Source organism: Nitrospira sp. Kam-Ns4a (assembly GCF_965152595.1).
The window spans coordinates 1,484,392-1,510,807 of the sequence record NZ_OZ224218.1; the positions used below are offsets into that span (position 1 = coordinate 1,484,392).

A 26,416-nucleotide genomic window follows, 5' to 3' on the forward strand; every position below is an offset into this window, starting at 1 on the left:
ACGGGCCATCACTCGGTGGGCAGCAGGCCCCGGCTTTCGGGAAGGGCCAGGTCGGTGCGGTTGAAGCCGAACACCAGGAACAGGGTGTACTGGTTGTTGAACGTCGTCCCCTGGTACCAGGGACTGGTGGTGATGTATTGCCCGGTCTCGGCCCGATGCACGTCGAGCGCCAGCCGGACCATGGCCTTCTGGTGGACGTTCTTGTAGAGGGCCAGCTCCGGCAGCGAGAAGGGGAGGAGGACGCTCTGCACCGGCGGCATGCCCATGAACGAGATCCCCTGGTCGGTTCCGAAGGCCTGGATGACGACCCGGATGCGATAGGTGGCGTCCTCGGGCTTTCTCGGGAGCCGGTACCCGAGGCGAGCGAGGCGGTCTTCGACCAGCTTCTGGACGAGCCCTTCGTCCCCCGTGATGGCGGCGGTCTCGACCCGCACGGTGGCCCCGTCGGGCAACGGCAGGGACAGTGGGACGAGGCTGCGCTCCAGCGCCTGGGTCAGCAGGAGCTGCTCGATGCCCGTCCGCGGCGTCTTGCTCACATCGTGCGAGAGCGAGCAGCCGGCCAGGACCGCGCCAACCAGCGCCCAGGCCACCAGGGCGGCCGGTGACGCGGACCCCGTCTCGCGCGGCCGGGCCCGGCCGGCTACCCTTGCGCCCGCGCCTCCGCTCATGCGCCCTCGCTCTTCAGGAACACGGCGCCGAGCGGCGGCAGGGTGAGGGGGAGCGAATAGAGCCGTCCGTGGAGCGGGAGCGGCGCCGCCTCCACCCCGCCCAGGTTCCCCAGGCCGCTCCCGCCGTACTCGCGCGCATCACTGTTGAGGATCTCCCGCCAGTAGCCGCCGCGCGGGGTGCCGACCCGATAGTTCAGGCGCGGAACAGGGGTGAAGTTGCAGGCCACCAGGATCACGTCGCCCGTGGACCGCCCCTTCCGCAGCAGGGTCACCACGCTCGCCTCCGCGTCGGTACAGTCAATCCACTCGAAGCCGGCCGGGTCGCAGTCCAGCTCGTGCAGCGCGGGCTCGCCTCGGTAGGTCCGGTTCAGGTCCGCTACCCAGCGCTGGAGCGCGGCGTGCGGCGGCTGCTCGAGCAGATCCCAGTCCACGCTCCCGTCGTGCGCCCACTCGCGCCACTGGCCGATCTCGCCACCCATGAACAGGAGCTTCTTGCCCGGCTGCGCGAACATGTAGGCGAACAGCAGCCGCAGGTTGGCGAACTTCTGCCAGTCGTCGCCGGGCATCCGGCCGAGCAGCGAGCCCTTGCCGTACACGACCTCGTCGTGCGAGAGGGGCAGGACGAAATTCTCGTGGAAGGCGTAGAGCATCCGGAACGTTAGGTTGTTGTGATGATACTTCCGGTAGATGGGGTCCCGACTCATGTACTCGAGGGTGTCGTGCATCCAGCCCATGTCCCACTTGAGGCCGAACCCCAGTCCGCCCACGTAGGTCGGCCGCGACACCATCGGCCAGGCCGTGGACTCTTCCGCGACCGTCTGGACATCCGGATAGTGCCGGTAGACCTCCTCGTTGAACCGGCGGAGGAACGCGATCGCCGGCAGGTTCTCCCGCCCGCCGTACTCGTTCGGGATCCATTCGCCCTCCTGGCGCGAGTAGTCCAGGTACAGCATCGAGGCCACCGCGTCCACCCGCAGCCCGTCCGCATGGTACTGGTCGAGCCAGAACAGGGCGCTGCTCAAGAGGAAGCTCCGCACCTCGTTCCGCCCGTAGTTGAAGACGAAGGTGTGCCAATCGGGATGGAACCCCTGCCGCGGGTCCGCGTGCTCGTAGAGGTGGGTGCCGTCGAAAAAGCCGAGGCCGTGCTCGTCCGTCGGGAAGTGCGAGGGGACCCAGTCGAGGATCACCCCGATCCCGTGTTGGTGCAGGACGTCAATCAGGTACATCAGATCCTGCGGCGTCCCGAAGCACCCCGACGGCGCGAAATAGCCGGTGGTCTGATAGCCCCAGGAGCCGAAGAAGGGATGGTCCATGACCGGCAGGAACTCCACGTGCGTGAACCCCGCCTTCGTCACGTAGTCCGCCAGCGCCGGCGCCAGCTCCCGGTAGCCGAGCGACCGGTGGCCCTCCTGGGCCACTCGCCGCCAGGACCCCAGGTGCACCTCGTAAATGGACATCGGCGCGGTGAGGCTGTTGCGGCTCCGCCGGGTCGCCATCCAGTCCTGGTCGGACCAGGCATAGTCCAGGTCCCAGACGATCGAGGCCGTCTTGGGCGGGATCTCGTTGAAGATCGAGAACGGGTCGGCCTTGGCCACCCGGTAGCCGTTGAACCGGGACCGGATGTGGTACTTATACAGCGCGCCCTTGCCCACGCCGGGCAGGAATCCCTCCCAAATCCCCGAGCGGCCCCGCGGCTGCAGGGGGTCGCGCGCCGGATCCCAGTCGTTGAAGGAGCCGATCACGCTCACCTGCTCGGCGTCGGGCGCCCAGACGGCGAAGTACGTTCCCTGCACCCCGCGCTCCGAGATGAGATGCGCGCCCAGCTTCTCGTAGAGCCGGACGTGCGTGCCTTCGTTGAACAGATGCAGGTCGTCGCTCGTGAGCAATGTCACCGCGGAGGCCGGCGCGCCTCGTTCGCGTCTGGTCATGCCCGGATCTCCTCCCGATCCACGCCCAAGAGCCGCACCAGGGCCCGCAGGGGGATCTCGACCCAGTCGGGCCGGTTGTTCAGCTCGTACGCCAGCTCGTACACCGCCTTCTCCATCAAAAATGCATCCAGCCACGCCTGGAGCTCCCGGCGGGAGCCCGGCAAAAAGGGCGCCGCGCCGGCCGCTTCGAGGTAGCCTCGCAAGAACGCCGCACTCGCCCACCGACACCACCAGTCCGCCCAGGCCGCCGTCGCTGCGGCCCCGGCCGGCGTCGCCTCCCGGTCGCGCCAGTCGCGCAGCGCGACGGAGGCGGCATAGTCGAGCGAGCGGAGCAGGCCGGCCACGTCCACGAGCGGGCAGCGCTTCCGCCGCCGCTCGGCCAGCGGCCGCGCCGGCTCCCCTTCGAAGTCAATCAGGACGAAGTCGGTCCCCGTCCACAGCACCTGCCCGAGGTGATAGTCCCCGTGGCACCGCAGGCGCGTGATCGTCGCGCCCGGTTCCCGGACCACGCCGAACGCCGCGCCTGCCGCCGGCTCGCGCTGGAGCACGAGCCGCGCAGACGCCCGCGCGGGCGCCGGCAGGTCGGCGAGCCGCGCCCGCAGCAGCCGGAAGGTCCGGTCGGCCAACTCGACCATGGCCTGAAACAGCGCCAGCCGGTCGCCCTCCGACAGCAGCTCGGGGGCAAAGGCCGGATCCCCCAGCTCCGAGGCGAGCGCGCGATGCAGCTCAGCCGTCCGGTGGCCCAGCAAGCCCACCGCGTCCCGGGAGATCCCCAGCAGCTCCCGGGCGAGTGGCGCATCTGGCTGGTCGAGCGTGGCCAGCAGGGGCCCGCGGGAAAGAGGCAGCAGGTCGGCGGGCTGCCCGCGCACCCGCTCGAAGTACCCGCGCAGGGCCTGCAGGATCCAGCCCCAGGCCTCCGCTTCGTGGGGGACGAACTCCTGGAGCAGCGCCACCGTCGCCGGCTCGGCGCCAAGGCGCCGGTACTCCAGCGCCCCGGCCAGCGCCGGCACATGGGCGAATCCCCGCTCCGTCAGGAACCGTCCGATCTCGAGCTCCGGGCTCACGCCCTCGCCCAGCTTGCGGATGAGCTTGAGGATCAGCCGCTCCCCGTAGCGCACCGAGCTGTTGCTCTGCTCGCCCGAGAACGGCTCCGGCTTGAGGCGACGCCGGTCCGGGCCGGCGAGCCTGGCGAACGCGCGGGTGGGCACCCCGACGACCTCGCCCGCGGCACCGCCAGGCGGCGCCGCCCCCCCCACGGCCTCCAGCAAGGCGCGCGCGATCTCCTCCTCCCAGAGCGCGTCGTAGAGCACCGCATTGCCTGGCAGCGCCGCCAGCACCGCCGTCGCCAGGTGGTGCCGCACCCGCGCGGCGGCCGAGCCGCGCGCCCGCGCCGCGGGCAGCACGTAGCGCTCCGCCTCGCCGTCGGTGTAGGCGACCTCGATCACGAAGAGCCACGCCTCCACCCGCCTGGTCGGCAACGCCACCCGGTCCGCGATCCGGACCTCCCGGACCGTCCGCGCCTTGCCCCCGAACCAGCGGCGGGTCAGCAGGCCGGCAGGCAGGGCCGTCGTGAGCGCCGCTTCGAGCTCGCCGGCCCCTGCGGGCGTCTTCCTGTCGGTTGTCGTCGGATTGGCCATGCCGCCGCGCGCCGCTCCCCGCCTAGAGAAAGTACTCGAAGTCCCGCTCCGTCCGGAGCCGGCGGCGCAGGCGGAAGAGATGCGCCGGGAGGCTCCCCGGCACCAGCTCCACGTAGTTCCGCGGAGCGCTCCACAGAAAGCGCGTTCCGCTCAGCAGGTCCTCCATGAGATAGGGCTCCCGCTCGTCGAGCCCTAGCTCGCGCAGGGGCAGCTCCACCCAGCCCCCCTGCCGATGGTGCGGATCCAGGTTGACGAGGACGACGATGACGTTCGCCAGGTCCTCCGTCCGCTTGCTGTAGGCCAGGATGGCCTCGTTCTCGATCGGGTGGAACCGCAGGCTCCAATCGTACTGCAGGGCGGGGTTCTCCCGCCGGATGCGGTTCACCCGCGCGATCAGCTCGCGGAGGCTGTCCGGCCGCGCGAGGTCCCACTGCCGGAGCTGGTACTTCTCCGAGTCCAGGTATTCCTCGCTGCCCGGCTCGCGCGCGCGGGCCTCGCACAGCTCGAAGGCCGGCCCGTAGATCCCATAGCTCGCGCCGAGCGTCGCAGCGAGGATGAGCCGCACCATGAACGCCGGGCGACCGCCGACCTGGAGGTACTCGGGCAGGATGTCCGGCGTGTTGGGCCAGAGGTTGGGCCGGAAATATTCGCGTGCCTCCGACTGCGTCAGCTCCGTGAAGTACTCGATCAGCTCGCGCTTCGTGTTGCGCCAGGCGAAGTATGTATAGGACTGATTGAAACCCACCTTGGCCAGGTGGCGCTGGACCGTGGGCCGCGTGAAGGCCTCCGACAGGAACAGCACGTCGGGATGCTCCCGCGTGATCTGGGCGATGAGCCATTCCCAGAAGCGCAGGGGCTTCGTGTGGGGGTTGTCCACCCGGAAGAGGCGCACCCCCTGTTCGATCCAGAACCGGACGACGCCCCGCAGCTCCTCCCAGAGGTCCCGCCAGGCCTCGCATTCGAAGTCCAGCGGATAGATATCCTGATAGCGCTTGGGCGGGTTTTCCGCGTACTGCACGGTCCCGTCTGGCCGCTGGCGGAACCACTCGGGATGCTCCTTCACGTAGGGGTGGTCCGGCGAGCATTGGAACGCCAGGTCCAGCGCGATCTCGAGGCCGTGGCGCCGGGCCTGCGCGACGAGCCGGCGGAAGTCCTCCAGCGTACCGAGTGCCGGATGGACGGCCCGGTGGCCACCCGCCTCCGACCCGATGGCCCAGGGGCTGCCCGGATCCTCCGGCCCCGCGCCCGGCCGGTTGTTGGGCCCCCTGCGTTCGGTGCGCCCGATCGGATGGATGGGTGGCAGGTACAGCACGTCGAAGCCCATGGCCGCGACGTACGGCAGCCGCGCCTCGCAGTCCCGGAACGTCCCGTGCCGGCCCGGCGTCGCGGCGCAAGACCGCGGGAACAGCTCGTACCAGGCGCTGAACCGGGCCTGCGCGCGGTCCACCACCACGCTCAGTTCCTTCTCGTAGGCCGTCGCGAACCGCCGGTCGGCATGCCGGTCCATCAGCGCGCCCAGCTCCTCGCTCAGCGCCAGCCGCAGGCCCGCCTCCTCGGATCCCGTTCCGGCGCCGAGCGCCTCCGCCCAGCCCCGCAGCCGCTCGGCCGCATCACCCTCCCCATCGCCGGCCGCGCGCCGGGCGGCCTCCTCGAGCAGCCGCGCGCCGAGCAGCAGCTCCACCGCAAGCGCCTGGCCAGCCTGCGCTCTTTTGACCAGGTCCCGCCGCCAGGTCTTGAACCGATCCACCCAGGCCAGGAGCGTGTAGCGGTAGCGCCCCAGCACCGTGACGGCAAAGGAGCCCCGCCAGCGGTCGTTGCCCACCGGCGTCAGGGGCGTCTCCACCCACGCCGACGCCCCCTCGCGGCGGTAGCGCAGGACCGCCGCGAGCTCGTCGTGGCTGTCGGCGAAGATGTCCGCCTCGACCACGACGGTCTCCCCGACCGTCCGCTTGATGGGAACCCGCCCGCAGTCCAGCTCGGGGCTGACGCCGATGATGATGACCCGTTGCCGGCCCTCACGCACGTCCATCGTCGCTGTGCCGCTGCGCCTCTGCACAACCTCCACCCCACTCTCCAGATAGCAGAGGGACGCACGCTTGCGCAAGCCAGCCTGTCCCGGGTCCGCGCCGGCGGCTTGCCCAACCGCGCCTGGTTGCGCTACGGTGAGGCAGGCTGCAGAGACAACGGGGAGGTGCGATGGCCCAGCGTGCGCAGCGACCCTTCACCTTCATCGAGTGCAGCGAGCTCCGGGAGCTGCTGGGCCGACAGGCTTGGGACGAGCGCGAGCTGGCCGAGGTCCTGGAGGAAGCGCCGCTGGACTCGGTGTACTATCACACGCACAGCTATGTGCTCCGACACAGCCACCTCGCCATGGCCTACCCGAACGACTTCGCGGACTGGGTCGCGACCCAGGTCCGGGACCGGGCGCTCGCCGAACGGCTGGCCGCGGTGGATCCCTTCGACATGAGCGGGCTCGAGGCGCTCCGCGAGGAGCTGATCTCGATCATTGACGACCACCTGTCCCGCATGGCCGTCGTGCCGCGGGTCATGTTCGGGGAGCCGTTCCACTTCAAGCAGTCCCGGATTCTCGAGGTGCCCACGGCCCGCGACGTCTGGACGCTCCAGGACTTCCGCGACGCGATCGCCGACATCGAGGCGAGCGCGCTCTACTACCACATGTTCGAGGTGCGGGTCCGGCTGGGCCGCCCGGACAACGACTTCTCCCTCTGGGTCCGGGAGGGACTGGGGGTGCCGGAGCTGGCGGATCAGATCCGGAACATCAATCCCTACCTCGGCAGCCTGGAGCGGCTCCGATCCAGGCTGCTGGAGTTGTGCGATGAGTTTCTGGCCCGGCCCCAGGCCGGCGCCTGACACGAGGAGTAGCCATGCCGACGCGCGACGGGCTCTGGTACAAGGACGCGGTCTTCTACGAGCTCCACGTCAAGGCCTTCTATGACGGCAACGCCGACGGCATTGGCGACTTCCGCGGGCTCACCGAGAAGCTCGACTACCTCGCGTGGCTGGGCGTGGACTGCTTGTGGCTGCTGCCTTTCTTCCCCTCGCCGCTCCGGGACGATGGCTACGACATCGCCGCCTACGACAACGTCGCCCCCGCGTACGGCACGCTCCAGGACTTCCGGACGTTCCTCGAGCAGGCGCACCGTCGCGGCATCCGCGTGATCGCGGACCTGGTCCTCAACCACACCTCCGACCAGCATCCCTGGTTCCAGGAGGCACGCTCCTCCCCACAGTCGCCCAAGCGCGACTACTACGTCTGGAGCGACACGGACCGGCGCTACGCCAAGGCCCGCATCATCTTCATTGACACCGAGAAGTCCAACTGGACCTGGGACCCCGTGGCCCAGGCCTACTACTGGCACCGGTTCTTCAGCCACCAGCCCGACCTCAACTACGACACCCCCGAGGTCCGGCGGGCCATGCTGGACATCATGACGTTCTGGCTGGACCAGGGACTCGACGGGTTCCGCTGCGACGCCGTGCCCTACCTGTTCGAGCGGGAGGGGACGATCTGCGAGAATCTCCCGGAGACCCACGCGTACCTCAAAGAGGTCCGCCGGCGGCTAGACGCGGGCTACCCCGGCCGCATCCTGCTCGCCGAGGCCAACCAATGGCCCGCCGACGTGCGGCCCTATTTCGGGGAGGGCGACGAGGTCCACATGGCCTTCCACTTTCCGCTCATGCCCCGGCTCTTCATGGCGGTCCGCAGCGGGGACCGGCAGCCGATCGTGGACATCTTCACGCACACGCCGCCGATCCCGCCGGCCTGCCAGTGGTGCCTGTTCCTCCGGAACCACGACGAGCTGACGCTGGAGATGTGCACGGGCGAAGAGCGGGACTTCATGTACTACGCCTACGCGCGGGACCCCGGGGCACGCCGCAACATCGGCATCGCGCGCCGGCTGGCTCCGCTGCTGGAGAACGACCGGCGGAAGATCGAGCTCCTGACCAGCCTGCTGTTCACGCTGCCGGGCAGCCCGATCCTCTACTACGGGGACGAGATTGGCATGGGGGACAACATCCACCTCGGCGACCGGAACGGCGTCCGCACCCCCATGCAGTGGTCTGGGGACCGGAACGCGGGGTTCTCGCAGGCGGACCCTGCGCAGCTCTACCTGCCGCTGATCAGCGATCCCGTGTTCGGGTACCAGGCGCGCAACGTGGAGGCCCAGATCCAGGCGCCGCACTCGCTCCTCAACTGGACCCGCGGGTTGATCGCCGCCCGCAAGCGGCACCTGGCGTTTGGGCGCGGCTCGATCGAGTTCCTCCGCCCGGCCAACGAACGGATCCTGGCCTTCTTGCGCGCGCACGAGGACGAGGTGGTCCTGCTCGTGCACAACCTGGCAGGCTCGGCCGAGCCTGTGGAGCTGGACCTGCGGCGCTTCCGCGGCGCCGTGCCGGTCGAGCTGCTCGGCGGGTCACGGTTTCCGCCGATCACGGACCGCCCCTACGTCCTGAGCCTGGCGCCCTACGGTTACCTGTGGTTCCTGCTCCGCCCGGGAGGGCCGGCCCCGAAGGGGTACGGCATCGAAGGCTCGGTGCTCTGAGGCGAGAGGCCCCCGCATGACCACCGACCTGGACGAGTACCGGAGCGTCGCGCCGAAGGGGACGGTGGAGTTCCTCCGGCGGCTGGGTGAGCTCGTCAAGGGACGGTCCGTCACCCACGTGAGCGCGACCCGGTACGGCGCAGGCTCGGCCGAGGTGCTCCGCCGGCTCGTCCCGATGGCCCAGGCGCTTGGGGTGGAAACCCGTTGGGAGGTCATCACGGGCGTCCAGGAGTTCTTCGCCGTGACGCGGCGCCTGGCCAATGCGCTGCAGGGGCAAGAGGAGACGCCCACCGACGAGATGGTGCAGACCTATCTGGAGGTGACCCGACGCAACGCGCGGGCGCTCGCGCTGGAGGCCGATCTGGTCATGGTCCACGACCATGAGCCGGCCGCGCTGGTCGAGCACCGGGCGCAGGGGAAATGGGTCTGGCGCTGTCACACCGGCATCGTCCAGCCCCAGCGGCGGGCCTGGAGCTTCCTCCGGCGGTTCCTCGTCAAATACGACGCGGCCGTCTTTTCGCTTCCCCAGCACGCGCAGCGGCTGCCGATCCCGCAGTTCCTCGTGTACCCGGCGATCGATCCCCTCAGCGACAAGAACCGGGAGCTGACGCGGCAGGAGGTGGCCCGCGCCCTGGAGGCGCTCGGCATCCCGAAGGACAAGCCGATCCTGCTGCAGGTCTCCCGCTACGACCGGTTCAAGGATCCGGTCGGGGTCATCCGGGCCTACCGGCTCGTCAAGAAGCACCAGGACTGCCGGCTCGTGCTGGCCGGCGGCGGCGTCGCGCACGACCCGGAGGGCGAGGCCGTCCTGGCGCAGTGCCAGGAGGCGGCCGGCCGCGACCCGGACGTGCATCTCCTCCAGTTGCCGCCCGAGGCCGATCTGGAGATCAATGCGCTCCAGCGCGCAGCCACGATCGTGCTCCAGAAATCCATCAAGGGCGGGTTCGGGCTCACAGTGGCCGAGGCGATGTGGAAGGGCAAGCCGGTGATCGGCGAGACCGCCGACGGGCTCGCTGTTCAGATCCTCGAGGACGCGACCGGCTATATCGTGCATTCCGTCGAAGGGGCGGCCTTCCGGATCCGCCACCTCCTCAGCAACCCCACAGTCATGGCCCGGATGGGCGCCGCGGCCCGCGAGCACGTCCGGCGAAACTTCCTCATCACCCGGCAGCTCGCGGACTACCTGACGCTGCTCAAGCTGCTGGCGACGTGAGCGCCGATCGGCTACAGGGACTCGCGCCCGCAGAGGAGTGGCTGTCCGAGGACACCCGCGAGCGGCTCGGCGCGCTCGGCACCACGGAGCTGCTCGTGGGGATCGCCACCCACAACGACGCCGGGACCGTGGCCGGCCTCGTCGAGGCGGTCACGACCGGCCTCGCCAAGGCCTATCCCGACGCACGCGCGGTCCTCGTCAACTCCGACGGCGGCTCGCAGGACGACACCCCCCGGCTGGTCGAGGAAACGGCCGGACCGCGCGTCCCGGTGCTGCGGGTCCGCCATACCCCCTCCTCCCTCCAGTCCCGGGTCCTGCCGTATCACGGGGTCCCGGGCCGCGAGCAGGCGTGGCGGACCATCTTCGCGATTGCCGCAGCGCTCGGCGCGCGCGCCTGTCTGGTCGTGGACGGCGACCTGCGCGCCCTCGCGCCCGACTGGATTGGCGCGCTGCTGAGACCGGTTCTCGAGGAGCCCCTCGATCTCGTCGTCCCGCTGTACCGCCGCCACAAGTACGAGGGTAGCCTCACGTCCAGCCTGCTCTACCCGCTGACGCGCGCGCTCTACGGCCGGCGCGTGCGCCCAGCCGTCGGCGGCGCCTTCGGGTTCTCGGGCCGGTTCCTCCGCGCCGCGCTCGCGAAGGACCTCTGGGAGCAGGACGTGGCGCGGGCGGGACTGGACCTCTGGCTGACCACGATGGCGGCAGCCGAAGGGTTCGCCCTCGGCCACGTCCCCCTCGGCGCGAAGGCGCATGCCGCGAAGGGGGTCGAGCCGGACCTGTCCGCCACCGTCGTGCAGGTGGTCGGGACCGTCTTCCGGCTCATGGAGGACTACGACGCCGTCTGGCCGGGGATCGGCGGCTCTGCGCCCGTCCCCTGCTTCGGCGCCGCTCCCGAGATCAGCCGCGAGGCGCCCCCGGTCAACGTCAGGCGCCTGGTCGGCGCGTTCCGGCAGGGGCTCCGGGACCTGCTGCCGGTCTGGGAGATCATCCTGGCGGCCGACACGCTCGCGGCGCTCCTTCCCCTCGGCGGGCTGGAGCCCGACGAGTTCCGGTTTCCCATCGACCTCTGGGTCCAGGTCGTCTACGACTTCGCGCTGGCCTCTCACCACCGGGCGCTCCACCGGGAGCACCTGCTCAAGTCGCTCACGCCGCTCTACCTGGGACAGACGGCCTCGCTCCTGCTCGAGACCGACGCATACGGGGTGGCCGCCCTCGAGCCGCGGCTCGAGGCCCTCTGCCTCCGGTTCGAGGCGCTCAAGCCATACCTGATCGAGCGCTGGCGATGACCTGTCCGAGCGCCGCCCAGGCGGTCGACTTCTCAGAAAGGAATGTCTGAGCAAGCTAGTATTTGCGGTCAAGGTTGAAGCTACGTGGTCAATGATTCCGAGTCTGAAGGGAGGCCGGCATGCACCCGAATCGCCGGCCTGACGTGGGAGTGCGCGGCGTGGACTGGTTGACAGGTGCGTGAGCCGTGATTGGACCACGTCGGCCACTGTCCGAAAGGTCAAGTCCTGAGTTTTACAGTCAACGCCTGAGCGTTTTGCTCTCGACGCTGAGTCAATTTGCTCAACGTTTTGAGCAAATTGTCGGCCTGTTCACCCCTGCCATCTTACAGGTGCCAGAGGTAGTCAGCCGCCTGGTCGCGCAGGCGGCCGCCTAGCCGGTGCTTGAGGAGCTCCCTGGCGAAGTCCCGCGCCCCCAGACCGAACGCGAGCGCCGCTGCGAGCACGACCCCGCCGAACGCGATGCCGAAGCCCACGACGACGAGGTTCTGGGCGAGGCCGCGCTGCTCCAGGCCACCACGATCGCCGCGAGCTGGATGCCCCAGCGGGCGAGCAGGGCGACCAGCCGGGCGGGTGGGAGCCCTGCCTCTCAGGTGCGTCGCGGGGAGCACGCTTCTCGTTGACTGATTCCAGCGCCAGGCCGCCGGGCCGGATGTTATCTTTCAGCCTTGTATTTTCTCATCGTATTGAGTAAATTATCTCAAAACATTGAGTAAATCGTCAGCCATGTATACCCGCCCCTACCGAGCCGTGCTCGCCCGCCGGCTGGCCGAGCGCCGCCGCTTCATCCAGGTAGTGGCCGGCCCGCGCCAGGTCGGCAAGACAACGCTGGTGCACCAGGTGGCCGAGGCCTCCGGGCTCGTGTGCCGCTACGCGAGCGCCGACGAGCCGACGCTGCGGAGCGGCGAGTGGATTGCGCAACAGTGGGAGGCGGCACGGCTGGCGGCGCGGGATGCGGGTCAGCGCGGAGCCCTGCTCATACTCGACGAGGTCCAGAAAGTCCCCGGCTGGTCCGAGGCGGTGAAGCGCCTGTGGGACGCCGACACGGCCGCGGGCGTGCCGCTCAAAGTCATTCTGCTCGGCTCGGCGCCGCTCCTCATCCAGCGGGGGCTCACTGAGAGCCTCACCGGCCGCTTTGAGCTGCTGCACCTGCCGCACTGGTCCTACACCGAAATGCGCGAGGCGTTCGGCTGGGGGCTCGATCACTTCCTTTTCTATGGCGGCTATCCGGGCGCAGCCCCGCTTGTGAAGGAGCCGGAGCGCTGGGCGCGCTATGTCAAGGATTCGCTGATCGAGACCACCATCTCGCGCGACGTGCTGCTGCTGACGCGCGTGGACAAGCCCGCGCTCCTGCGGCGGCTGTTCGAGCTGGGCTGCGCCTACTCGGGGCAGGTCTTGTCCTACCAGAAAATGCTCGGCCAACTGCAGGAGGCCGGCAACACGACCACGCTCGCCCATTACCTAGACCTTCTCGCCGCAGCGGGGATGGTGACCGGCCTCCAGAAATTCGCCGGCGGGACGGCTCGCCAGCGCGGCTCCAGCCCCAAGCTGCAGGTCCTCAACACCGCCCTCCTGGGCGCGCAGTCTGGCCTGACGTTGGAGCAGGCGCGCACCGATGCGGCGCTCTGGGGCAGGGTGGTGGAGTCGGCGGTCGGCGCACACCTAGCCAACGCCGCGGCAGCCGGCACCTGCGAGCTGTTCTACTGGCGAGACCGCAATCGCGAGGTGGATTTTGTCGTCCGCGCCGGTCGAGCTGTAACGGCCATCGAGGTGAAAAGCGGCCGCGCACGGGAGACGCTGCCCGGCATGGAGGCGTTCGTCGCTTGGTGCAAGCCCGCGCGCACGCTGCTGGTCGGCGGCGACGGGATCGCAGTGGAGGACTTTCTATCCAAGCCAGTCGAGCATTGGGTCAAGGCCCACTCCTGAGCGACCGGTCAGCGGTAGAGGTACCTGAGGTCGTCCGTCGCCTGGTTGCGGGGGCGGGCTGGAGCCCGACGAGTTCCGGTTTCCCATCGACCTCTGGGGCCAGGTCGTCTACGACTTCGCGCTGGCCTCTCACCACCGGGCGCTCCACCGGGAGCACCTGCTCAAGTCGCTCACGCCGCTCTACCTGGGACAGACGGCCTCGCTCCTGCTCGAGACCGACGCATACGGGGTGGCCGCCCTCGAGCCGCGGCTCGAGGCCCTCTGCCTCCGGTTCGAGGCGCTCAAGCCATACCTGATCGAGCGCTGGCGATGACCTGTCCGAGCCCTTTGGGGAGGCCCCCCATGGCTGAGCTGGACGAGACGCCCAAGGGCCGGATCCGCGTCGGCACCTCAGGCTTCGCCTACCGGGACTGGAAGGGGCCCTTCTACCCGCCCCGCCTGCCCGACGCCCAGAGGCTCGGCTACTACGCCACGCGCTTCGACGCGGTGGAGATCAACGCCACCTACTACGCGATTCCGGGTCCGCGCAGCATGGAAGGCCTGCTCCGCAAGGTCGGCGACCGCTTCGAGTTCGTCGTCAAGGCGCACCAGGACCTGACGCACCAGCGCGCGCAGGCGCGCGACACCCTGCCGCGGTTCCTGGAGTCCCTCGCGCCGCTCGCCGCCGCCCGGCAGCTCGGCTGCGTGCTGGCCCAGTTTCCCTTCTCGTTCCCCAACATGCCGGCGAACCGCGACTTCACCCGCTTCCTGGTCGCGGGCCTCGCACCCCACCGGGTCGTCGTCGAGTTCCGCCACCGGTCCTGGGTGACCGACGAGACGATGGCGTGGCTCCGCGAGATCGGCGCGGGGTACTGCTGCGTGGACGAGCCGCGCCTCCCAAATCTCCCGCCGCCCCGCGCGGAGGCGACCGCGGACGTGGGCTATGTGCGCTTCCACGGCCGGAACCAGGCGCGGTGGTGGCGGCACGAGAAGGCGGAGGAGCGCTACGACTACACCTATTCCGCCGAGGAGCTCGCCGCGTGGGTGCCGAAGATCGAGCACCTGGCGGAGCGGACCCTCCGGGTCTACGTCTTCTTCAACAACCACGTCCGGGGGCAGGCCCCGGCGAACGCCGCCGCGCTGAAAGCGCAGCTCGGCCTCGGCTGATCGGGCCCGTCGCTCACGACCGGCCCGCGCGTGGCTCAGCAGGCCGACCGGCCGCGCCTCGGCTCCGCGAGGACGACCCGATCCAGGCGGAGGGCCTCGCTCACGGACCAGGCCTGGAACGGGCAGCCGCGCGGGCGGTGGGGCGGGTCCCCGTCGGCGATTTCGGAGAGGTGCCCGAGGCCGGCCTCATCGAGGTGGGCCAGCAGCGGCGCGAGAAACCGCGTCCGGGCCTCCTGTTTGGCCTTCCGCGTCCCGCCCCGCACGCGCACCCAGGCCTCGACGAAGGGGCCGAGCAGCCAGGGCCAAGCGGTGCCTTGATGGTAGGCCTCGTCCCGTTCCCGCACCCCGCCCTCGTAGCGGGGCCGGTAGCCCGGCTCGTCGGGCGCGAGCGTGCGCAGGCCCATCGGGGTCCACAGCCGCTGCTCGACCAAGTCCACGACCCGCCGCGCCGGCTCGCCCTCCAGCAAGGCGAACGGGAGGCCGCCGACGGCGAAGATCTGGTTGGGGCGGCAGCGGGCATCCAGCGCACCGGGACAGTGGCCTGCATCCACGACGTCGTAGAGCCCGCCCCCGGTCCGGTTCCAGAAGCGAGTCCGGAACGAAGCCAGCCCCCGCTCGTGCAGGCGCCGCCACTTGGCGGCGCGCCCGCCGGCGATCCGCAGGGCGTTCAGCCAGAGCGCCTGCACCTCGACCGGCTTCCCGATCCGCGGCGTGACCACCCAATCCCCGACTTTCGCGTCCATCCAGGTGAGCTGCACGCCCGGCGTGCCGGCCGCGAGCAGGCCGTCCGCATCCAGCCGAATCTCGTACCGGGTGCCCTTGGCGTAGCCCGAGATGATCGCCTCGATCGCCCCGTGCAGCGCCTTCCGCTCGGCCAGAGGCACCGGCCGCCCCGCCGCGGCGCTGGCCTCCAGGTAGTCGTGGACTGCGACAACGTACCAGAGCGCGGCGTCCACCGAATTGAACTCCGGCGCTTCACCGTGGTCAGGAAACCGGTTCGGCAACATGCCGTCGGAAACCGAGCCGGCCCACTCGACCAGGATGTCGCGGGCGTCGTCGAGGCGCCCCGTCGCCAGGCAGAGCCCCCGGAGCGCGATGAACGTGTCCCGCCCCCAGTCGGTGAACCAGGGATAGCCCGCCACCACGGTCTTGCCCGCACCCCGGCGGACGATATAGGCGTCGGCCGCGCGCGCCAGCCGTGAGCAAAACCGCTTGCGCCGCGCGCCCTCGGCCGCGCGGAGTGCCGCGAAGCAGGCGTCGGCCGGCACGAGGTCGGGCAGCGCCACTCCGGCGGGCGGCTCCGCGGCCAGCAGCCAGACCGCCTGGCTGCGCGACAGATCCCAGTCGAAGACGCCGGGCGCGGCCAAGTCCTCGATGCAGTCCAGCCCCCGCGCACGCTCCTCGTGATAGAGAAAATTGCGATACCAGTCCGGCTGATGCCGATACCGTCCGTTGGTCGAGACCAGCACGCCCGGCAGGCCGGGATAGCAGCGCCAGAGCAGGACGCCATCGCGGGACTCCGGCTCGAACCGGAAGACCGGATTCTCGCGGTGGAGCGCGTGGTGGTCCCGCCCGGAGAGAAACGGCCGGACGTGGAGCGCCACCCCCTTCCGCGGGGCGCCCAGCCGCCAGGCGAGCGTGACCATCGGCACGCCGTGCGGGACGAACAGCTCCTGCACGAGCTCGGTCCCGTCTTCCAGACGGAAGCGCCAGCGCGGCCAAGGCTCGGGCTCGAACGCCGCGATCCGGCCGGTGCCGTCGGGATGGATCACGTCCGGCGCGTAGGCCTGCGAAGAGAGCGCGAAGCGGCCGGCCGGGGTCTCGACCCAGGCCTCACAGCCGTTCACCAAGAGGACCCGGCCGGTCGGCGGCGTCGTGGCAGTGAGGAGCAGCGCGTGGTAGCGTCGCGTACGGACGCCGCCCACGGTGCCCGAGGCGAACCCACCCAGGCCGTCCGCCTCCAGCCACTCGGCCGTTCGATCCACGGCCCCTCCTCCGTCGGTCCGCCGCAGCGCGTTTCAGCCACAGCAGGGACCCGTTACGCTGGCCAGTGCAATGCACGGGAGCGCGCCGGGGCCCCTGCAACGGGTATCCCGCACGATCCGGGGGCCGATTCTACACCCGTTGCCGGAACAATGCCCGAGCGCAACCCCTGAATGCTCCTCGGCAAGCCCCATCCACGCCTTGATCCCCCGGAAGCCACCGACTGGCGCAAGCCCACCGGATGGCGCTACCCTTCACAATCGGCTAAGATTTCGGGCTGGCAGGGGCGGCGGCGCAGGGGCAAGCGGTCACCCGAGCGGTGTTTTCCAGAGGTGGTCCATGGACAAGCGTGCAGCCATGCGCTTTCCGGTCGAGCTTCCCTTTTCGTTCTCAGGCACCGGCGTCGCCGGGGGCGGACTGGTCTCGGGACTCTCGGCGCACGGCTGCACAGTCGTCAGCGATGACCTGCTCCAGCCCGGCACCGCGCTGGTCCTGAGCATCCAGTTGCCCGACCAGGTGGTCCCGCTCAAGGTAGACCTCGCCGAGGTCCGTTGGGCGGCGGGCCGGGAAGGCGGGCTGGAATTCCGGCGCCTGCGGCTCGAGGAGCGGACCCGCCTCCAGCGCTTCCTCGGGGCCTTGCAGAAGAAGGCCCAAGGCCCCGGCTACCGGCAGACTGGGTAAGCGGGCACCACGACGCCCCGGGCGAGCAGCTCATCGGTCGAAGAGGTGGCGAGATGACCGGCGTGCTGCGCTCCATCGTGCTGCTGGCGGGCCTGCTGGCCGGGTCCGGAGCGAGTCTGGTGGAAGCCCAACCCCAGATCTGGGAGTTCACTCCCGGGCCGCGGATGATCCGGCTCCTCGAGCGGATCGCCCAGGAACATGAGGCACGGGCGCAGGCGCTCGGGTTGACGGAGCAGCAGCGGCAGGCGCTCGCCGGATTGCTGCGCGAATGCAAGTAAGGAGATGGGGCTGAAGCAGGCGGTCCTGACAGGCAGGTTCCAGGAGCTGGCGGACCGCCGCCGGTACGGCCTGCTCCAGGATACCCGCGAGTACCGCACGGCGAACACCCTGACGGGCGGCACCGAGACGGATAAGCTGACCCTCTTCATCGAGACCCTGGCCAACGCTGCGCGCCGTCCTCACCAAGGAGCAGCGCGCCCGGCTGCGGAACCTCTGGCGTCCCGCGCTGACGCTTCAGGTGCCGCAGGGGCTGACGACGGCGATCGCCCTGATATCGCTGGAGGGCGTCGGGCGGCTGTACCACGGCTGGCGCGAGGAGCTCCGCCTGACGGAGGCGCAGGCGCAGGCTCTGCGGAGCCTCCTGGAGGAGGCGCGCGCCGCGCTGTTGCGCATGGGCACGGTCGTGGACATCAACCGCGTCGAGGGCGACGACCTGGCTCTGACGCCGGATGTGAACCCCGAGCAGCTCCGGGAGAAGATGACGAAGACCGGCGACCTGGAGGCACAGGTCTTCGCCAAGCTCTTCGAACTATCGGAGCGGGCGGAAGGGATTCTAACGGCCGAGCAGCGGACGGTGCTCCAGAAGCTGAAGCGTCGGCAGGGTATCCAGGCGATGCGGGACGAGGCGCACGGCCGCCACGCACCGGGCCATCCCCCCACAGCACAGGGGCCGACACGTTTCGACTTCTTCCTCGATCAGATCGGCGCGCTTCGGCTGTCGGAGGCCCAGGTCGGCCAGCTCGTCGCCCTGAAAGATGAAACCCAGAAGGCCATGCTGCTCGACCAGGCGAGGCTCAAGGGGCTCGAGCTGGACCTGCTCGCCCAGGTGCACCGGCTGGACAGGCAGACCGACCTCTCCCTGGACCAGCTTGCCCCGACGGTCCAGGCGCTCGAAGCGCTGCGGACCAGGATCACGGAGACCCGGCTGCAGGCCTACCACAAGGCGCGGCAGATTCTCACCCCGGAGCAGCGCTCGCGGGTGCCTCCGGCGGAGACGCTCCTGGACGGCTTAAGAGAGAGTAAGAGGCCGCCGCTAGCGGGATTGGCTCTTTCGTGCGGTCAGCGCGCTCAGCAGCGCGCGCTTGGCTTGGTCGTCCGACGGATCGAGCCGCAGCGCAGTTCCCAGCTGCTCGATCGCCTGCTCCACATCCCCCTTGTCCAGGAGCGCCAGGCCGAGCTGGCGATGCGCCTGGCTGAGCAGCCGCTTGGCCTGGACGTCGTCCGGCCTGAGCCGCAGCCCAGACTGGAGGGCCTCGATCGCTTCCCGCCAGGCGCCCTTCTGGCTCAGGGCCTGCCCCAATTGCACGTGGGCTTCGGCATACTTGGGATCGGTGGGACGGAGACTGATGGTCTCCCGGTAGGCGTCGATCGCCCCGTCCAGGTCCCCCTGCTGCGCGAGCGCGACACCGAGGCTGTAGTGCGCCAGCGCGTCAGTCGGGTGCTGCCGGATCGTGTCCCGCCAGGCCGCGATCGCCTGCTCTAGGTTTCCCGTCGTTCGGAGGGCCGTCCCGAGGTGTTTGCGGGCCGCCGCGCGCGCCGGGTTCAGCTTGATGGCCTTGCGCCAGGCTGTGATCGCGCCGTCGAAGTCGCCCTTCTGGCCGAGGGTATAGGCGAGGTTGAAATAGGCGTCCGCGTACTCAGGATCGTTCGGTTTCAGGCGGATCACCTCGCGGTAGGCGGCGATCTCCCCCTCGAGGTCGCCCTTGTGCCCGAGGGCGATGCCTAGGTTCAGGTGCGCCGCTGCGTCATGGGGCTTGAGGCGGATGACCTCCCGCCAAGCCGCGATCTCGCCCTCGATGTCGCCCTTCTCGCCGAGCGCGATCCCGAGTCCGTAGTAGGGGAGCGCGTCAGTGGGATGGAGCCGGATCGCCTCCCGCCAGGCGGCGATCACGCGGTCGAGGTCGCCCTTCTTGCGCAGCGCCAGCCCGAGGTTCGTGCGCGCTGCGGCGTCGTCCGGCCTTAAGCGGCTAGCCGTGCGCCAGGCTTCGATCGCCCCCTCCAGATCGCCCTTCTGGCTCAGCGCGCTCGCCAGATTGAAGTAGGCCTCGGCGTAGGAGGCGTCCTCCGGCCTCAGGCGAGTGGCTTCCCGGTACGCGCTGATGGAGCCGTCCAGGTCCCCTCGGCGGCCGAGCGCATAGCCGAGGTCGGAATGGACCTCGGCGTTCTCCGGCTGAAGCCGCGCCGCCGCTTCAAACTCGCTGATGGCCTGATCCAACTCACCCCGATTGAGCAGGCTCCGGCCCGCATCGAGATGAGCTTGGGCCAGGTTCGGGAAAAAGTCGCTCGCGCCGGCCGGGGCGGCCCAGAGCCAGACGGCCGCACAGGCAGCCACGGCCCCCACAAGGAAGAGCTTGGACCACACGGGAGCGACCATGATGCGTCCTCCCGAGAGGGTGGAACAGGGCTCCTATTCTAAACCTCCGCCCCGGCAAATGCGAGGGGGCGGAAAGCCGTCATTTTCGGCTCCCCGGTTTGCCCTCAGCCCCCCGGTGCGGATAGGCGCGGTCGGTCATCACCGCGAACTCGATCGTCTCCTTCACCGCCTGCTTCACCTTGGGCACGATCTCGCGATTGACGGTCCGGTCGTCCAGCGTGGCGCGGAGCGCGTTCCGGATGCCGTAGTCCGCCGTGTATTCGATCGCTTCCTTGGCCTCTTGTCGTATCACATCAAGGAAGAGCCCCCCAAGGATCAGCAGGACCACCGAAAACACGAGCGCCCAGGGAATCGCCGCCACGAGGTTCTCCGAGAAGATCCGGCCATACGACTTGTCGCCCATCGCCCGCCTCCTGGTTGGGGTTGTTCCCGTGCAAGCGACCCTAGTCCTTTTCACGTGGCCTGTCAAATGGAGCGGCCGGACCGGCCGGCAGGGCGCTCTCATCCGCCGGCAGGCCGGGCGGCTGACTCTCGGGCCACGTCAGCCGGCCAGCCGCCGCCGAGCGCCTTGTAGAGCTGGACGATCGAAACCAGATAGAGCCGGTGGGTGCCGATGAGGGCCAACTCCGCCTCGAACAGATCCCGCTGGGCGACGAGCACATCCAGGTAATTGGCGAGCCCGCCTTTGTAGCGCAGGTTCGCCAGATGCAGCGCCGACCGGAGGGCCGCGACCTGGTCGGCCTGCGCCTTCCGCTGATCCCGGGCGGTGCTGACGGCGACCAGGGCATCCTCGACCTCCCGGAAGGCGGTCAGGATCGTCTGCTCGTACTGGGCCGTCGCTTGCTTGGCCTGGGCTTCGACGGCTTGCTGGTTGAACCCGAGGATCGTGGCGTTCAGGAGCGGGGCGGTCAACCCCGGCCCCACGACGCCGAAGGCCGTCTGATCGTTCACCAACTTGGACAGGAACGGGCTGGCCACGCCGAGCGCACCCGTCAGCGAGATCGTCGGAAACCGCTGCGCCTTCGCCACGCCGATGCGGGCGGTCGCGGCGGCGAGTTGGGCTTCCGCCTGCACGATGTCGGGCCGGCGCTGCAGGAGCTGGGACGGCAGGCCGGGCGGCACTTCCGGCGGCATCACCTGCTCCGTGAGGGGCCGCCCGCGCGGGATCGGTTGCGGATTGCGTCCCAGCAGGACGCTGAGGCGGTTTTCGGTCTGAACCCGCTGCCGCTCCAGCTCGGCGATCCGCGCCGCGGCGTTGGCGCGCTGTGCATCGAACTGGTCCGCATCCAGCTTGGCGATCACGCCCTGGCGCAGCCGGGCCTGCGCGATCCGGACCGACTCTTCCCACGCGCCCAGCGTGCGCTTGGCGGTGTCGAGCTGCATGTCGAACTGGAGCAGGTCGAAGTAGGCCTGGGCCACGTCGCTGACGAGCTGCAGGATCACGGCCCGCTTGGCCTCCTCCCGGGCAAGGAGGTCATCGCGCGCGGCCTCGTTGGCGCGGCGAATCCGGCCCCAGAAGTCGAGCTCCCACGAGAGCTGTCCGTAGCCGTAATAGTTGAAGATGCTCGGGAAGCCAGGGAAGAGGAAGTTGGCCTTGCGGCCGAAGCTCGGAGCGTTGCCCAGCACGGTCGCTTGCGGGGCGAAGTCCATCCTGGCCGAGTAGAGGCGCGCCTCGTACTCCTCGACGGCCGCGGTGGCCCGCTTCAGGTCCTTATTCTCCGCAAGCGCGATCCGGATCAGCTTCTGCAGCTCGGGATCCCGAAGCAGCTCCCACCATGCCAGGTTGGCGATGGATTCCCCCTCCATCTCCGGCGGGACGTTCCGGAACGCGTCGGGTGTCGCCGTCGCGGGCCGTTCGTAGTCCGGCCCCATGGCGCACCCGGCGACGAGCAGGAGCGAGAGCAGGAACCGACGCGGGCGTCGCATCGTCACGCCTCCTCCCGCGCCCCCACCGGCTCGGGTTCCTCGACGGGCCCGACTGGCTCGGGCCGACCGGCTGGCGGCGCCGGTTGGCCCGGGATCATCCTTCTCACGACCACGTAGAAGAGTGGGACGAAGAAGATCGCCAGGAACGTGGCCGCGAGCATCCCGCCAAAGACGCCGGTCCCGATAGACTGCCGGCTCGCCGCGCCGGCCCCCGCGGCGAACACGAGCGGGATGACCCCTCCGATGAACGCCATCGAGGTCATGACGATGGGCCGAAACCGGAGGCGGGCCGCTTCCACAGCGGCCTGCATCAGCGGTTGCCCGGTCAGGTACCGGTGATTGGCGAATTCCACGATCAGGATCGCGTTCTTGGCCGCGAGGCCGATCAGAGTCACCAACCCGATCTGGACGTAGATGTCGTTGGTCATCCCGCGGAGCCAGACCGCGCTGAGCGCGCCGAACGCGCCGAACGGCACGGCGAGGATCACCGCAAACGGCACCGCCCAGCTCTCGAACTGCGCGGCAAGCACGAGGAAGACCATGAGCAGGCCGAAGCCGAACGCGAAGACGGACTTGCTGCCGGCCCTGATCTCCTGGTACGAGATCCCGCTCCAGTCGAGGGCGTAGCCCTGGGGGACGAGAACCTCTCGGGCGGCGCGCTCCAGGGCCGCCAGGGCCTGACCCGAGCTGTACCCCGGCGCGGCGGCGCCGAGCACGAGCACCGTGTTGTACCCGTTGAAGTGCGTGACCGGATCCGGTCCACTCCGGAATTCGGTCGTGACGACGGTGTCGAGCGGAATCATCGAGGTCCCTTGCGCCCCCCGCGCCCGCACGTAGATCTTCCTGATGTCCTCGGGCCTGGCGCGGTAGTGCGGTTCCGAGTCCGTGAACACGCGGTAGACTCGGCCGAACTTGACGAAGTCGTTCACGTAATAGTTGCCCCAGAAGGCCTGCAAGGTGTCGAAGACCTCCGAGATCGGCACCCCGAGCGCCTTGGCGCGCTCCCGATTGATCTCGGCGTAGAGCCGGGGGGAGCTGACGCGGAAGGTCGTCCCGATCGCGCCGATGGCCGGATCCTGCCGGGCCTTCGCCAGGAACTGTTGCGCGACCGCCTCGAACGTCCGGAAATCGCCGCCGCTCGGGTCCTGAATCTGCACCGAGAACCCGCCGGTCGCGCCGAGGCCGCGGATGGAGGGGGCGTTGAACGCCAGGATCAGCGCCTCGGGGATCTTCGCAAACTCGCCGAACGCCCGGCCGATGAGCGTCTTGACGTGCCCGTCGGGACCTGGGCGCGTATCCCAGTGATTGAGCGGCGTGAAGATCGTCGCCGCGTTCCCGCCCCGCGTGCCGAAGACGAAGTTCTGGCCGATCATCGCATCGGTGCTGTGGATCGCCGGGACCCCGAGATAGAACCGCTCCAGCTTCGCGACCACTTCCCGGGTGCGCTGTTTCGACGCGCCGTCCGGAAGCTGGACGACCGTGATGAAGTAGCCCTGATCCTCATCGGGCAGGAACCCCTGCGGCAGCACCCGGATCAGCCCGAAGGAGACGGCGACGAGCACCGCGAAGACCGCGAGGGAGAGCCCCGCCCGGCCGAGCACCCGCCCGACGCCCCCGAGGTACCGGTCGCGCGTCCAGTCGAAGACCCGGTTGAACGCCGCGAAGAAGCGGTTCGGGGCGTCCTGCTGGCCGGGCTTGAACAGCACGGCGGCCAGCGCGGGGCTCAGCGTGAGCGCGACCAGGCCGGAGATGACGACCGAGATGGCGATCGTGATCGCGAACTGCTGGTAGAGCTGGCCGGTGATGCCGCCTAGGAAGCCGACCGGCACGAAGACCGCGCAGAGGACCAGCACGATCGCGATGACCGGCGCCTTCACTTCAGCCATAGCCTGTTTTGCCGCCTCCCGGGCGGAGCAGCACTCCTCGCGCATGTGCCGGGCGACGTTCTCGACGACCACGATCGCGTCGTCCACGACAATCCCGATCGCGAGCACCAGTCCGAACAGCGTCAGCGTGTTGATCGAAAAGCCGAGCGCCGCCATCCCGGCGAAGGCCCCGATCAGGGAGACCGGCACCGCGACGGCCGGGATGATCGTGGCGCGCCAGGACTGCAGGAAGAGGTAGACGACCAGGATGACCAGGACCAAGGCCTCGAACAACGTCTTGACGACCTCCTTGATCGAGACCTCGATGAACCGCGTCGTGTCGTAGGGGATATCGTAGTGCACGCCTGGCGGGAAGATCGTGCTCAGCGCCGCCATCTCGGCGCGGATCCGCTGGGCCGTCTCGAGCGCGTTCGCACCGGGCGCCAGGAACGTGATCAGGAAGGTGGTCGGCCGCCCCTTGAACCGCCCCTCCAGATCATAGGACTGCGGGCCCAGATCCACCCGCGCGATGTCCTTCAGCCGGACCATCGAGCCGTCGGGCAGGGCCCGCACGATCAGTTCCTCGAACTCGGCGACCTCGCTGAGCCGGCCGCGCGTGATCACCGGGATCGTCAGCTCGGTCCCGGGCGGCGCGGGCTCCCGGCCCACCATGCCGGCGGGGAAGTCCCGGTTTTGCTCCCGAATCGTCGCGATGACGTCAGTCGGGGTGAGGCTGAGCTGCGCCATGCGGACGGGATCCATGATGATCCGCATGCTGTAGTCCTGCCCGCCGAAGACGAGCGCATCCCCCACGCCCTTCAGCCGCCGGATGTTGTCGAGGACGCGCAGGATGGCGAAGTTGGACAGGAAGAACTGATCGTAGCGCGGGTCCTGCGACTCGATCGTGATGACCAGGAGCAGGTCGGGCGACGTCTTCTTGATCGAGATGCCTCGCCGGATCACCTCCTGCGGGATCTGCGGCTCGGCGAGCTGGACCCGGTTTTGCGTCTGCACCTGCGCGATGTCCACGTCCGTCCCGATCTCGAACGAGAGCTTGATCGTCACGTGCCCGTCGTTGGTGCTCGTGGAGTCGTAGTAGAGCAGGTTATCAATGCCCGGAAGCTGGAGCTCGATCGGGCGCGCGACGGATTCCGCCGCCACCTCCGCACTCGCGCCGGGATAGTCGGCGTCAATCTGCACGATGGGCGGCGCGATGTTCGGGAACTGCGCGATCGGGAGGGTGACCATCGCGACCAGGCCCATGACCACGACGATCAGCGAGAGGACAGCCGAAAAGATCGGCCGCTCGATGAAGAAATTGACGTTCACGGCGCCGGCTCCTTCCCCGCGTCAGGCTGCCCCGGGGCCGGGGCAGGGGATGGTGCCGGGCCCGTGGCGGGCGCCGGCGCCGGCCCGGGCTCGTCCGCCGGAACCGGCCGCACCGGTTTCCCCGGCACCACCCGTTGAACCCCGTCCACGATCACGCGCTCGCCGGGTCGGAGGCCCTCCTCGATCAGCCACTGGGTGCCCTGCCAGCTCGTCGCCTTGACCGCGCGGGGCTGTGCGAGGTTCCCCTCGTCCACGACGAACACCACCGAGCCATTCGGGCCCTGCTGGACGGCGCGCTGCGGGATCAGGATCGCATCGGTCTTCTTGGCGCCTCGGAACCGGACCGTGACGAACTGCCCCGGCAGCAGGATCCGGTCGGGATTTGGGAAGGTGACGCGGACCGGCCGGGAGCCGGTTTCGGTCTGGAGCGCCGGGTCCAGCAAATCCAGCACCCCCTCGTGCCGATAGACGGACCCGTCCAGGAACTTGAGCGTGGCGCGCAGCTCGCGCAGCCCCGGGTGCTGGATGCGCTTCGCTTCGATGTCGCGGCGCCGCTTCAGCAGGAAGCTCTCGGGCGCGTTCACGATCACGTACATCGGGTCCACCTGATGGATCAGGGTGAGCAGGTCGGTCTGAGCGGAGACCAGCCGGCCCTCGTACACGCGCGTCCGCTCGATCAAGCCGTCAATCGGCGCGGTGATCAGCGTGTTGCTCAGATCGAATTCGGCCTTGACCAGATCGGCCTTGGCGCCATCAAGCGCCGCCTTCGCCGCCAACTCCTCCGCGATGGCGTCGTCCACGTCCTTCTGCGCGACGGCTTGTTCGGCGAGGAGCGGCTTCACGCGCGCCAGGTCCTGCCGGGCCTGCACCAATCGCGCCTCGGCCTGGGCCACCTTGGCCTTCGCGCTGAGCATCGCCGCCCGGAACGGGACCGGGTCGATCAGATAGAGCTTGTCGCCCTTCTTGACGTCCGCGCCTTCCCGGAAGTACCGCGCCTTCAGGATGCCCGTGACCTGGGAGCGGATCTCCACCGGTCGCGACGATTCGGCCGTGCCGATAAACTCCGGCTCGTCCGGAACCGTCTGAGGGACGACCGTGATGATCCCCACCTGCGGAGCCGGCGGCGCGCCCGGCGTGGACGCCGCCTCCTGCCGGCACGCCGGGAGCGCCCCCAGCAGCAGGCCCAGCAGCAGGCCAGCCCCGCCCGCCCATCGCCGGGCCGGCGCCTCCATCCGGTCCTTCGTTCTCCGCATCACGCCCTCCCGCGTCCCCGCGACGTCGAGCCCCGCATCCGATCCCCGCGCGCCGTCCGACGCCGGTACTCCGTTCCCGTAATCTCGTGCACGATCGCGTTGATCAGGCACCCCGAGCCCCGCAGCGCGGCGCCCGCGCGCGCCAACGCCCGGAGCAGCACCTGCCCATCCGCATCCACAAACGTCACATCCGACAGGTCCACGACGATGGGACCGGCCCCAGCGGCGCGCGCCGCCCGCCAGCACCGATCCAGTTCCGCGACCCAGGGCCCGGCCAGCCGGCCCTCGAGCGCGAACTCCGTGGCTCGGCCGCGCGGCCTAACCGTGATCTTCAACATGGTGGCAACCCCTTGCGTCGCT

The 26,416-nt window shown here is 69.6% G+C and carries 21 protein-coding genes; 8 read left to right on the forward strand and 13 right to left on the reverse strand.

The window, feature by feature from the left end:
- Positions 1-8 precede the first annotated feature (8 nt).
- The 4 genes from ACWHYQ_RS07460 to ACWHYQ_RS07475 are packed head-to-tail and all read right to left on the reverse strand — an operon-like array spanning position 9 to position 6,262.
- On the reverse strand, positions 9-668 hold the full coding sequence (locus ACWHYQ_RS07460; RefSeq protein WP_447975064.1) for a hypothetical protein: 660 nt from the start codon (positions 666-668) through the stop codon (positions 9-11).
- Positions 665-2,596 (reverse strand): 1,4-alpha-glucan branching protein GlgB, encoded by a 1,932-nt coding sequence (glgB, locus tag ACWHYQ_RS07465; RefSeq protein WP_447975065.1) that lies wholly within the window; start codon positions 2,594-2,596, stop codon positions 665-667. The genes ACWHYQ_RS07460 and glgB overlap by 4 nt, the downstream gene beginning before the upstream one ends.
- Entirely contained in the window at positions 2,593-4,233 is a 1,641-nt protein-coding gene (locus tag ACWHYQ_RS07470) for a putative maltokinase (RefSeq protein WP_447975066.1), read from the reverse strand. Before ACWHYQ_RS07470 ends, glgB begins: the two co-directional genes overlap by 4 nt.
- Before the next feature lie 22 nt (positions 4,234-4,255).
- Positions 4,256-6,262 carry an alpha-1,4-glucan--maltose-1-phosphate maltosyltransferase gene (locus tag ACWHYQ_RS07475; RefSeq protein WP_447975544.1) on the reverse strand — a complete coding sequence of 669 codons (2,007 nt, stop codon included), beginning with the start codon at positions 6,260-6,262 and terminating at the stop codon, positions 4,256-4,258.
- A 167-nt stretch (positions 6,263-6,429) separates the two neighbouring features.
- On the opposite strand from ACWHYQ_RS07475, the gene ACWHYQ_RS07480 reads away from it, so the two are divergent.
- The 4 genes from ACWHYQ_RS07480 to ACWHYQ_RS07495 are packed head-to-tail and all read left to right on the forward strand — an operon-like array spanning position 6,430 to position 11,297.
- On the forward strand, positions 6,430-7,104 hold the full coding sequence (locus ACWHYQ_RS07480) for a DUF5752 family protein (protein WP_447975067.1): 675 nt from the start codon (positions 6,430-6,432) through the stop codon (positions 7,102-7,104).
- Between the two features lie 14 nt (positions 7,105-7,118).
- Positions 7,119-8,798, forward strand: coding sequence for a maltose alpha-D-glucosyltransferase (gene treS / locus ACWHYQ_RS07485; protein WP_447975068.1), 1,680 nt, complete (start codon positions 7,119-7,121; stop codon positions 8,796-8,798).
- A gap of 16 nt (positions 8,799-8,814) precedes the next feature.
- Positions 8,815-10,011, forward strand: coding sequence for a glycosyltransferase (locus ACWHYQ_RS07490; RefSeq protein ID WP_447975069.1), 1,197 nt, complete (start codon positions 8,815-8,817; stop codon positions 10,009-10,011).
- Complete coding sequence (locus ACWHYQ_RS07495) at positions 10,008-11,297, forward strand: glycosyltransferase (protein WP_447975070.1); 1,290 nt, start codon at positions 10,008-10,010, stop codon at positions 11,295-11,297. Before ACWHYQ_RS07490 ends, ACWHYQ_RS07495 begins: the two co-directional genes overlap by 4 nt.
- A 323-nt stretch (positions 11,298-11,620) precedes the next feature.
- Here the strand turns inward: ACWHYQ_RS07495 and ACWHYQ_RS07500 are convergent, their stop codons facing one another.
- Entirely contained in the window at positions 11,621-11,905 is a 285-nt protein-coding gene (locus ACWHYQ_RS07500; protein ID WP_447975071.1) for a hypothetical protein, read from the reverse strand.
- A gap of 115 nt (positions 11,906-12,020) precedes the next feature.
- Between ACWHYQ_RS07500 and ACWHYQ_RS07505 the strand changes: the two genes are divergently transcribed.
- Together ACWHYQ_RS07505 and ACWHYQ_RS07510 are read left to right on the forward strand one after the other, a co-directional pair.
- The gene (locus ACWHYQ_RS07505) at positions 12,021-13,220 is read left to right on the forward strand and encodes an ATP-binding protein (protein ID WP_447975072.1); all 1,200 of its coding nucleotides are present in this window, start codon (positions 12,021-12,023) and stop codon (positions 13,218-13,220) included.
- A 342-nt stretch (positions 13,221-13,562) separates the two neighbouring features.
- Positions 13,563-14,366, forward strand: coding sequence for a DUF72 domain-containing protein (locus tag ACWHYQ_RS07510; protein WP_447975073.1), 804 nt, complete (start codon positions 13,563-13,565; stop codon positions 14,364-14,366).
- Positions 14,367-14,401: 35 nt separating this feature from the next.
- Here ACWHYQ_RS07510 and ACWHYQ_RS07515 read toward each other — a convergent pair whose 3' ends face one another.
- Positions 14,402-16,351, reverse strand: a complete 1,950-nt coding sequence (locus ACWHYQ_RS07515; RefSeq protein WP_447975074.1) for an amylo-alpha-1,6-glucosidase — start codon at positions 16,349-16,351, stop codon at positions 14,402-14,404.
- 337 nt (positions 16,352-16,688) lie between these two features.
- Here ACWHYQ_RS07515 and ACWHYQ_RS07520 point away from each other — a divergent pair, with 337 nt between their 5' ends.
- Both ACWHYQ_RS07520 and ACWHYQ_RS07525 read left to right on the forward strand, forming a co-directional pair.
- Positions 16,689-17,030: a PilZ domain-containing protein gene (locus ACWHYQ_RS07520; RefSeq protein ID WP_447975075.1), complete on the forward strand. Its 342-nt coding sequence runs from the start codon at positions 16,689-16,691 to the stop codon at positions 17,028-17,030.
- 53 nt (positions 17,031-17,083) lie between these two features.
- A complete protein-coding gene (locus ACWHYQ_RS07525) occupies positions 17,084-17,308 on the forward strand; it encodes a hypothetical protein (RefSeq protein ID WP_447975076.1) in 225 nt (74 codons plus the stop codon).
- A gap of 554 nt (positions 17,309-17,862) precedes the next feature.
- Here ACWHYQ_RS07525 and ACWHYQ_RS07530 read toward each other — a convergent pair.
- The 7 genes from ACWHYQ_RS07530 to ACWHYQ_RS07560 all read right to left on the reverse strand — a co-directional run bounded on the left by ACWHYQ_RS07530 (position 17,863) and on the right by ACWHYQ_RS07560 (position 26,394).
- The gene (locus ACWHYQ_RS07530; RefSeq protein WP_447975077.1) at positions 17,863-18,249 is read right to left on the reverse strand and encodes a hypothetical protein; all 387 of its coding nucleotides are present in this window, start codon (positions 18,247-18,249) and stop codon (positions 17,863-17,865) included.
- 93 nt (positions 18,250-18,342) lie between these two features.
- Entirely contained in the window at positions 18,343-19,683 is a 1,341-nt protein-coding gene (locus ACWHYQ_RS07535; protein WP_447975078.1) for a tetratricopeptide repeat protein, read from the reverse strand.
- A gap of 79 nt (positions 19,684-19,762) precedes the next feature.
- Positions 19,763-20,086 (reverse strand): hypothetical protein, encoded by a 324-nt coding sequence (locus ACWHYQ_RS07540; protein WP_447975079.1) that lies wholly within the window; start codon positions 20,084-20,086, stop codon positions 19,763-19,765.
- 98 nt (positions 20,087-20,184) lie between these two features.
- Positions 20,185-21,609: an efflux transporter outer membrane subunit gene (locus ACWHYQ_RS07545; protein ID WP_447975080.1), complete on the reverse strand. Its 1,425-nt coding sequence runs from the start codon at positions 21,607-21,609 to the stop codon at positions 20,185-20,187.
- Positions 21,610-21,611: 2 nt separating this feature from the next.
- Complete coding sequence (locus ACWHYQ_RS07550) at positions 21,612-24,803, reverse strand: multidrug efflux RND transporter permease subunit (RefSeq protein ID WP_447975081.1); 3,192 nt, start codon at positions 24,801-24,803, stop codon at positions 21,612-21,614.
- The gene (locus ACWHYQ_RS07555; RefSeq protein WP_447975082.1) at positions 24,800-26,056 is read right to left on the reverse strand and encodes an efflux RND transporter periplasmic adaptor subunit; all 1,257 of its coding nucleotides are present in this window, start codon (positions 26,054-26,056) and stop codon (positions 24,800-24,802) included. Before ACWHYQ_RS07555 ends, ACWHYQ_RS07550 begins: the two co-directional genes overlap by 4 nt.
- Positions 26,056-26,394: a hypothetical protein gene (locus tag ACWHYQ_RS07560; RefSeq protein ID WP_447975083.1), complete on the reverse strand. Its 339-nt coding sequence runs from the start codon at positions 26,392-26,394 to the stop codon at positions 26,056-26,058. The genes ACWHYQ_RS07555 and ACWHYQ_RS07560 overlap by 1 nt, the downstream gene beginning before the upstream one ends.
- Positions 26,395-26,416 lie beyond the last annotated feature (22 nt).

Excerpts from the sequence above, each read along its gene's own strand:
- ACWHYQ_RS07460 (WP_447975064.1), bottom strand. The coding sequence starts at position 668 with ATGAGCGGAGGCGCGGGCGCAAGGGTAGCCGGCCGGGCCCGGCCGCGC.
- glgB (WP_447975065.1), bottom strand. The coding sequence starts at position 2,596 with ATGACCAGACGCGAACGAGGCGCGCCGGCCTCCGCGGTGACATTGCTC.
- ACWHYQ_RS07470 (WP_447975066.1), bottom strand. The coding sequence starts at position 4,233 with ATGGCCAATCCGACGACAACCGACAGGAAGACGCCCGCAGGGGCCGGC.
- ACWHYQ_RS07475 (WP_447975544.1), bottom strand. The coding sequence starts at position 6,262 with ATGGACGTGCGTGAGGGCCGGCAACGGGTCATCATCATCGGCGTCAGC.
- ACWHYQ_RS07480 (WP_447975067.1), top strand. The coding sequence starts at position 6,430 with ATGGCCCAGCGTGCGCAGCGACCCTTCACCTTCATCGAGTGCAGCGAG.
- treS (WP_447975068.1), top strand. The coding sequence starts at position 7,119 with ATGCCGACGCGCGACGGGCTCTGGTACAAGGACGCGGTCTTCTACGAG.
- ACWHYQ_RS07490 (WP_447975069.1), top strand. The coding sequence starts at position 8,815 with ATGACCACCGACCTGGACGAGTACCGGAGCGTCGCGCCGAAGGGGACG.
- ACWHYQ_RS07505 (WP_447975072.1), top strand. The coding sequence starts at position 12,021 with ATGTATACCCGCCCCTACCGAGCCGTGCTCGCCCGCCGGCTGGCCGAG.
- ACWHYQ_RS07510 (WP_447975073.1), top strand. The coding sequence starts at position 13,563 with ATGGCTGAGCTGGACGAGACGCCCAAGGGCCGGATCCGCGTCGGCACC.
- ACWHYQ_RS07520 (WP_447975075.1), top strand. The coding sequence starts at position 16,689 with ATGGACAAGCGTGCAGCCATGCGCTTTCCGGTCGAGCTTCCCTTTTCG.
- ACWHYQ_RS07525 (WP_447975076.1), top strand. The coding sequence starts at position 17,084 with ATGACCGGCGTGCTGCGCTCCATCGTGCTGCTGGCGGGCCTGCTGGCC.
- ACWHYQ_RS07535 (WP_447975078.1), bottom strand. The coding sequence starts at position 19,683 with ATGGTCGCTCCCGTGTGGTCCAAGCTCTTCCTTGTGGGGGCCGTGGCT.
- ACWHYQ_RS07540 (WP_447975079.1), bottom strand. The coding sequence starts at position 20,086 with ATGGGCGACAAGTCGTATGGCCGGATCTTCTCGGAGAACCTCGTGGCG.
- ACWHYQ_RS07545 (WP_447975080.1), bottom strand. The coding sequence starts at position 21,609 with ATGCGACGCCCGCGTCGGTTCCTGCTCTCGCTCCTGCTCGTCGCCGGG.
- ACWHYQ_RS07555 (WP_447975082.1), bottom strand. The coding sequence starts at position 26,056 with ATGCGGAGAACGAAGGACCGGATGGAGGCGCCGGCCCGGCGATGGGCG.
- ACWHYQ_RS07560 (WP_447975083.1), bottom strand. The coding sequence starts at position 26,394 with ATGTTGAAGATCACGGTTAGGCCGCGCGGCCGAGCCACGGAGTTCGCG.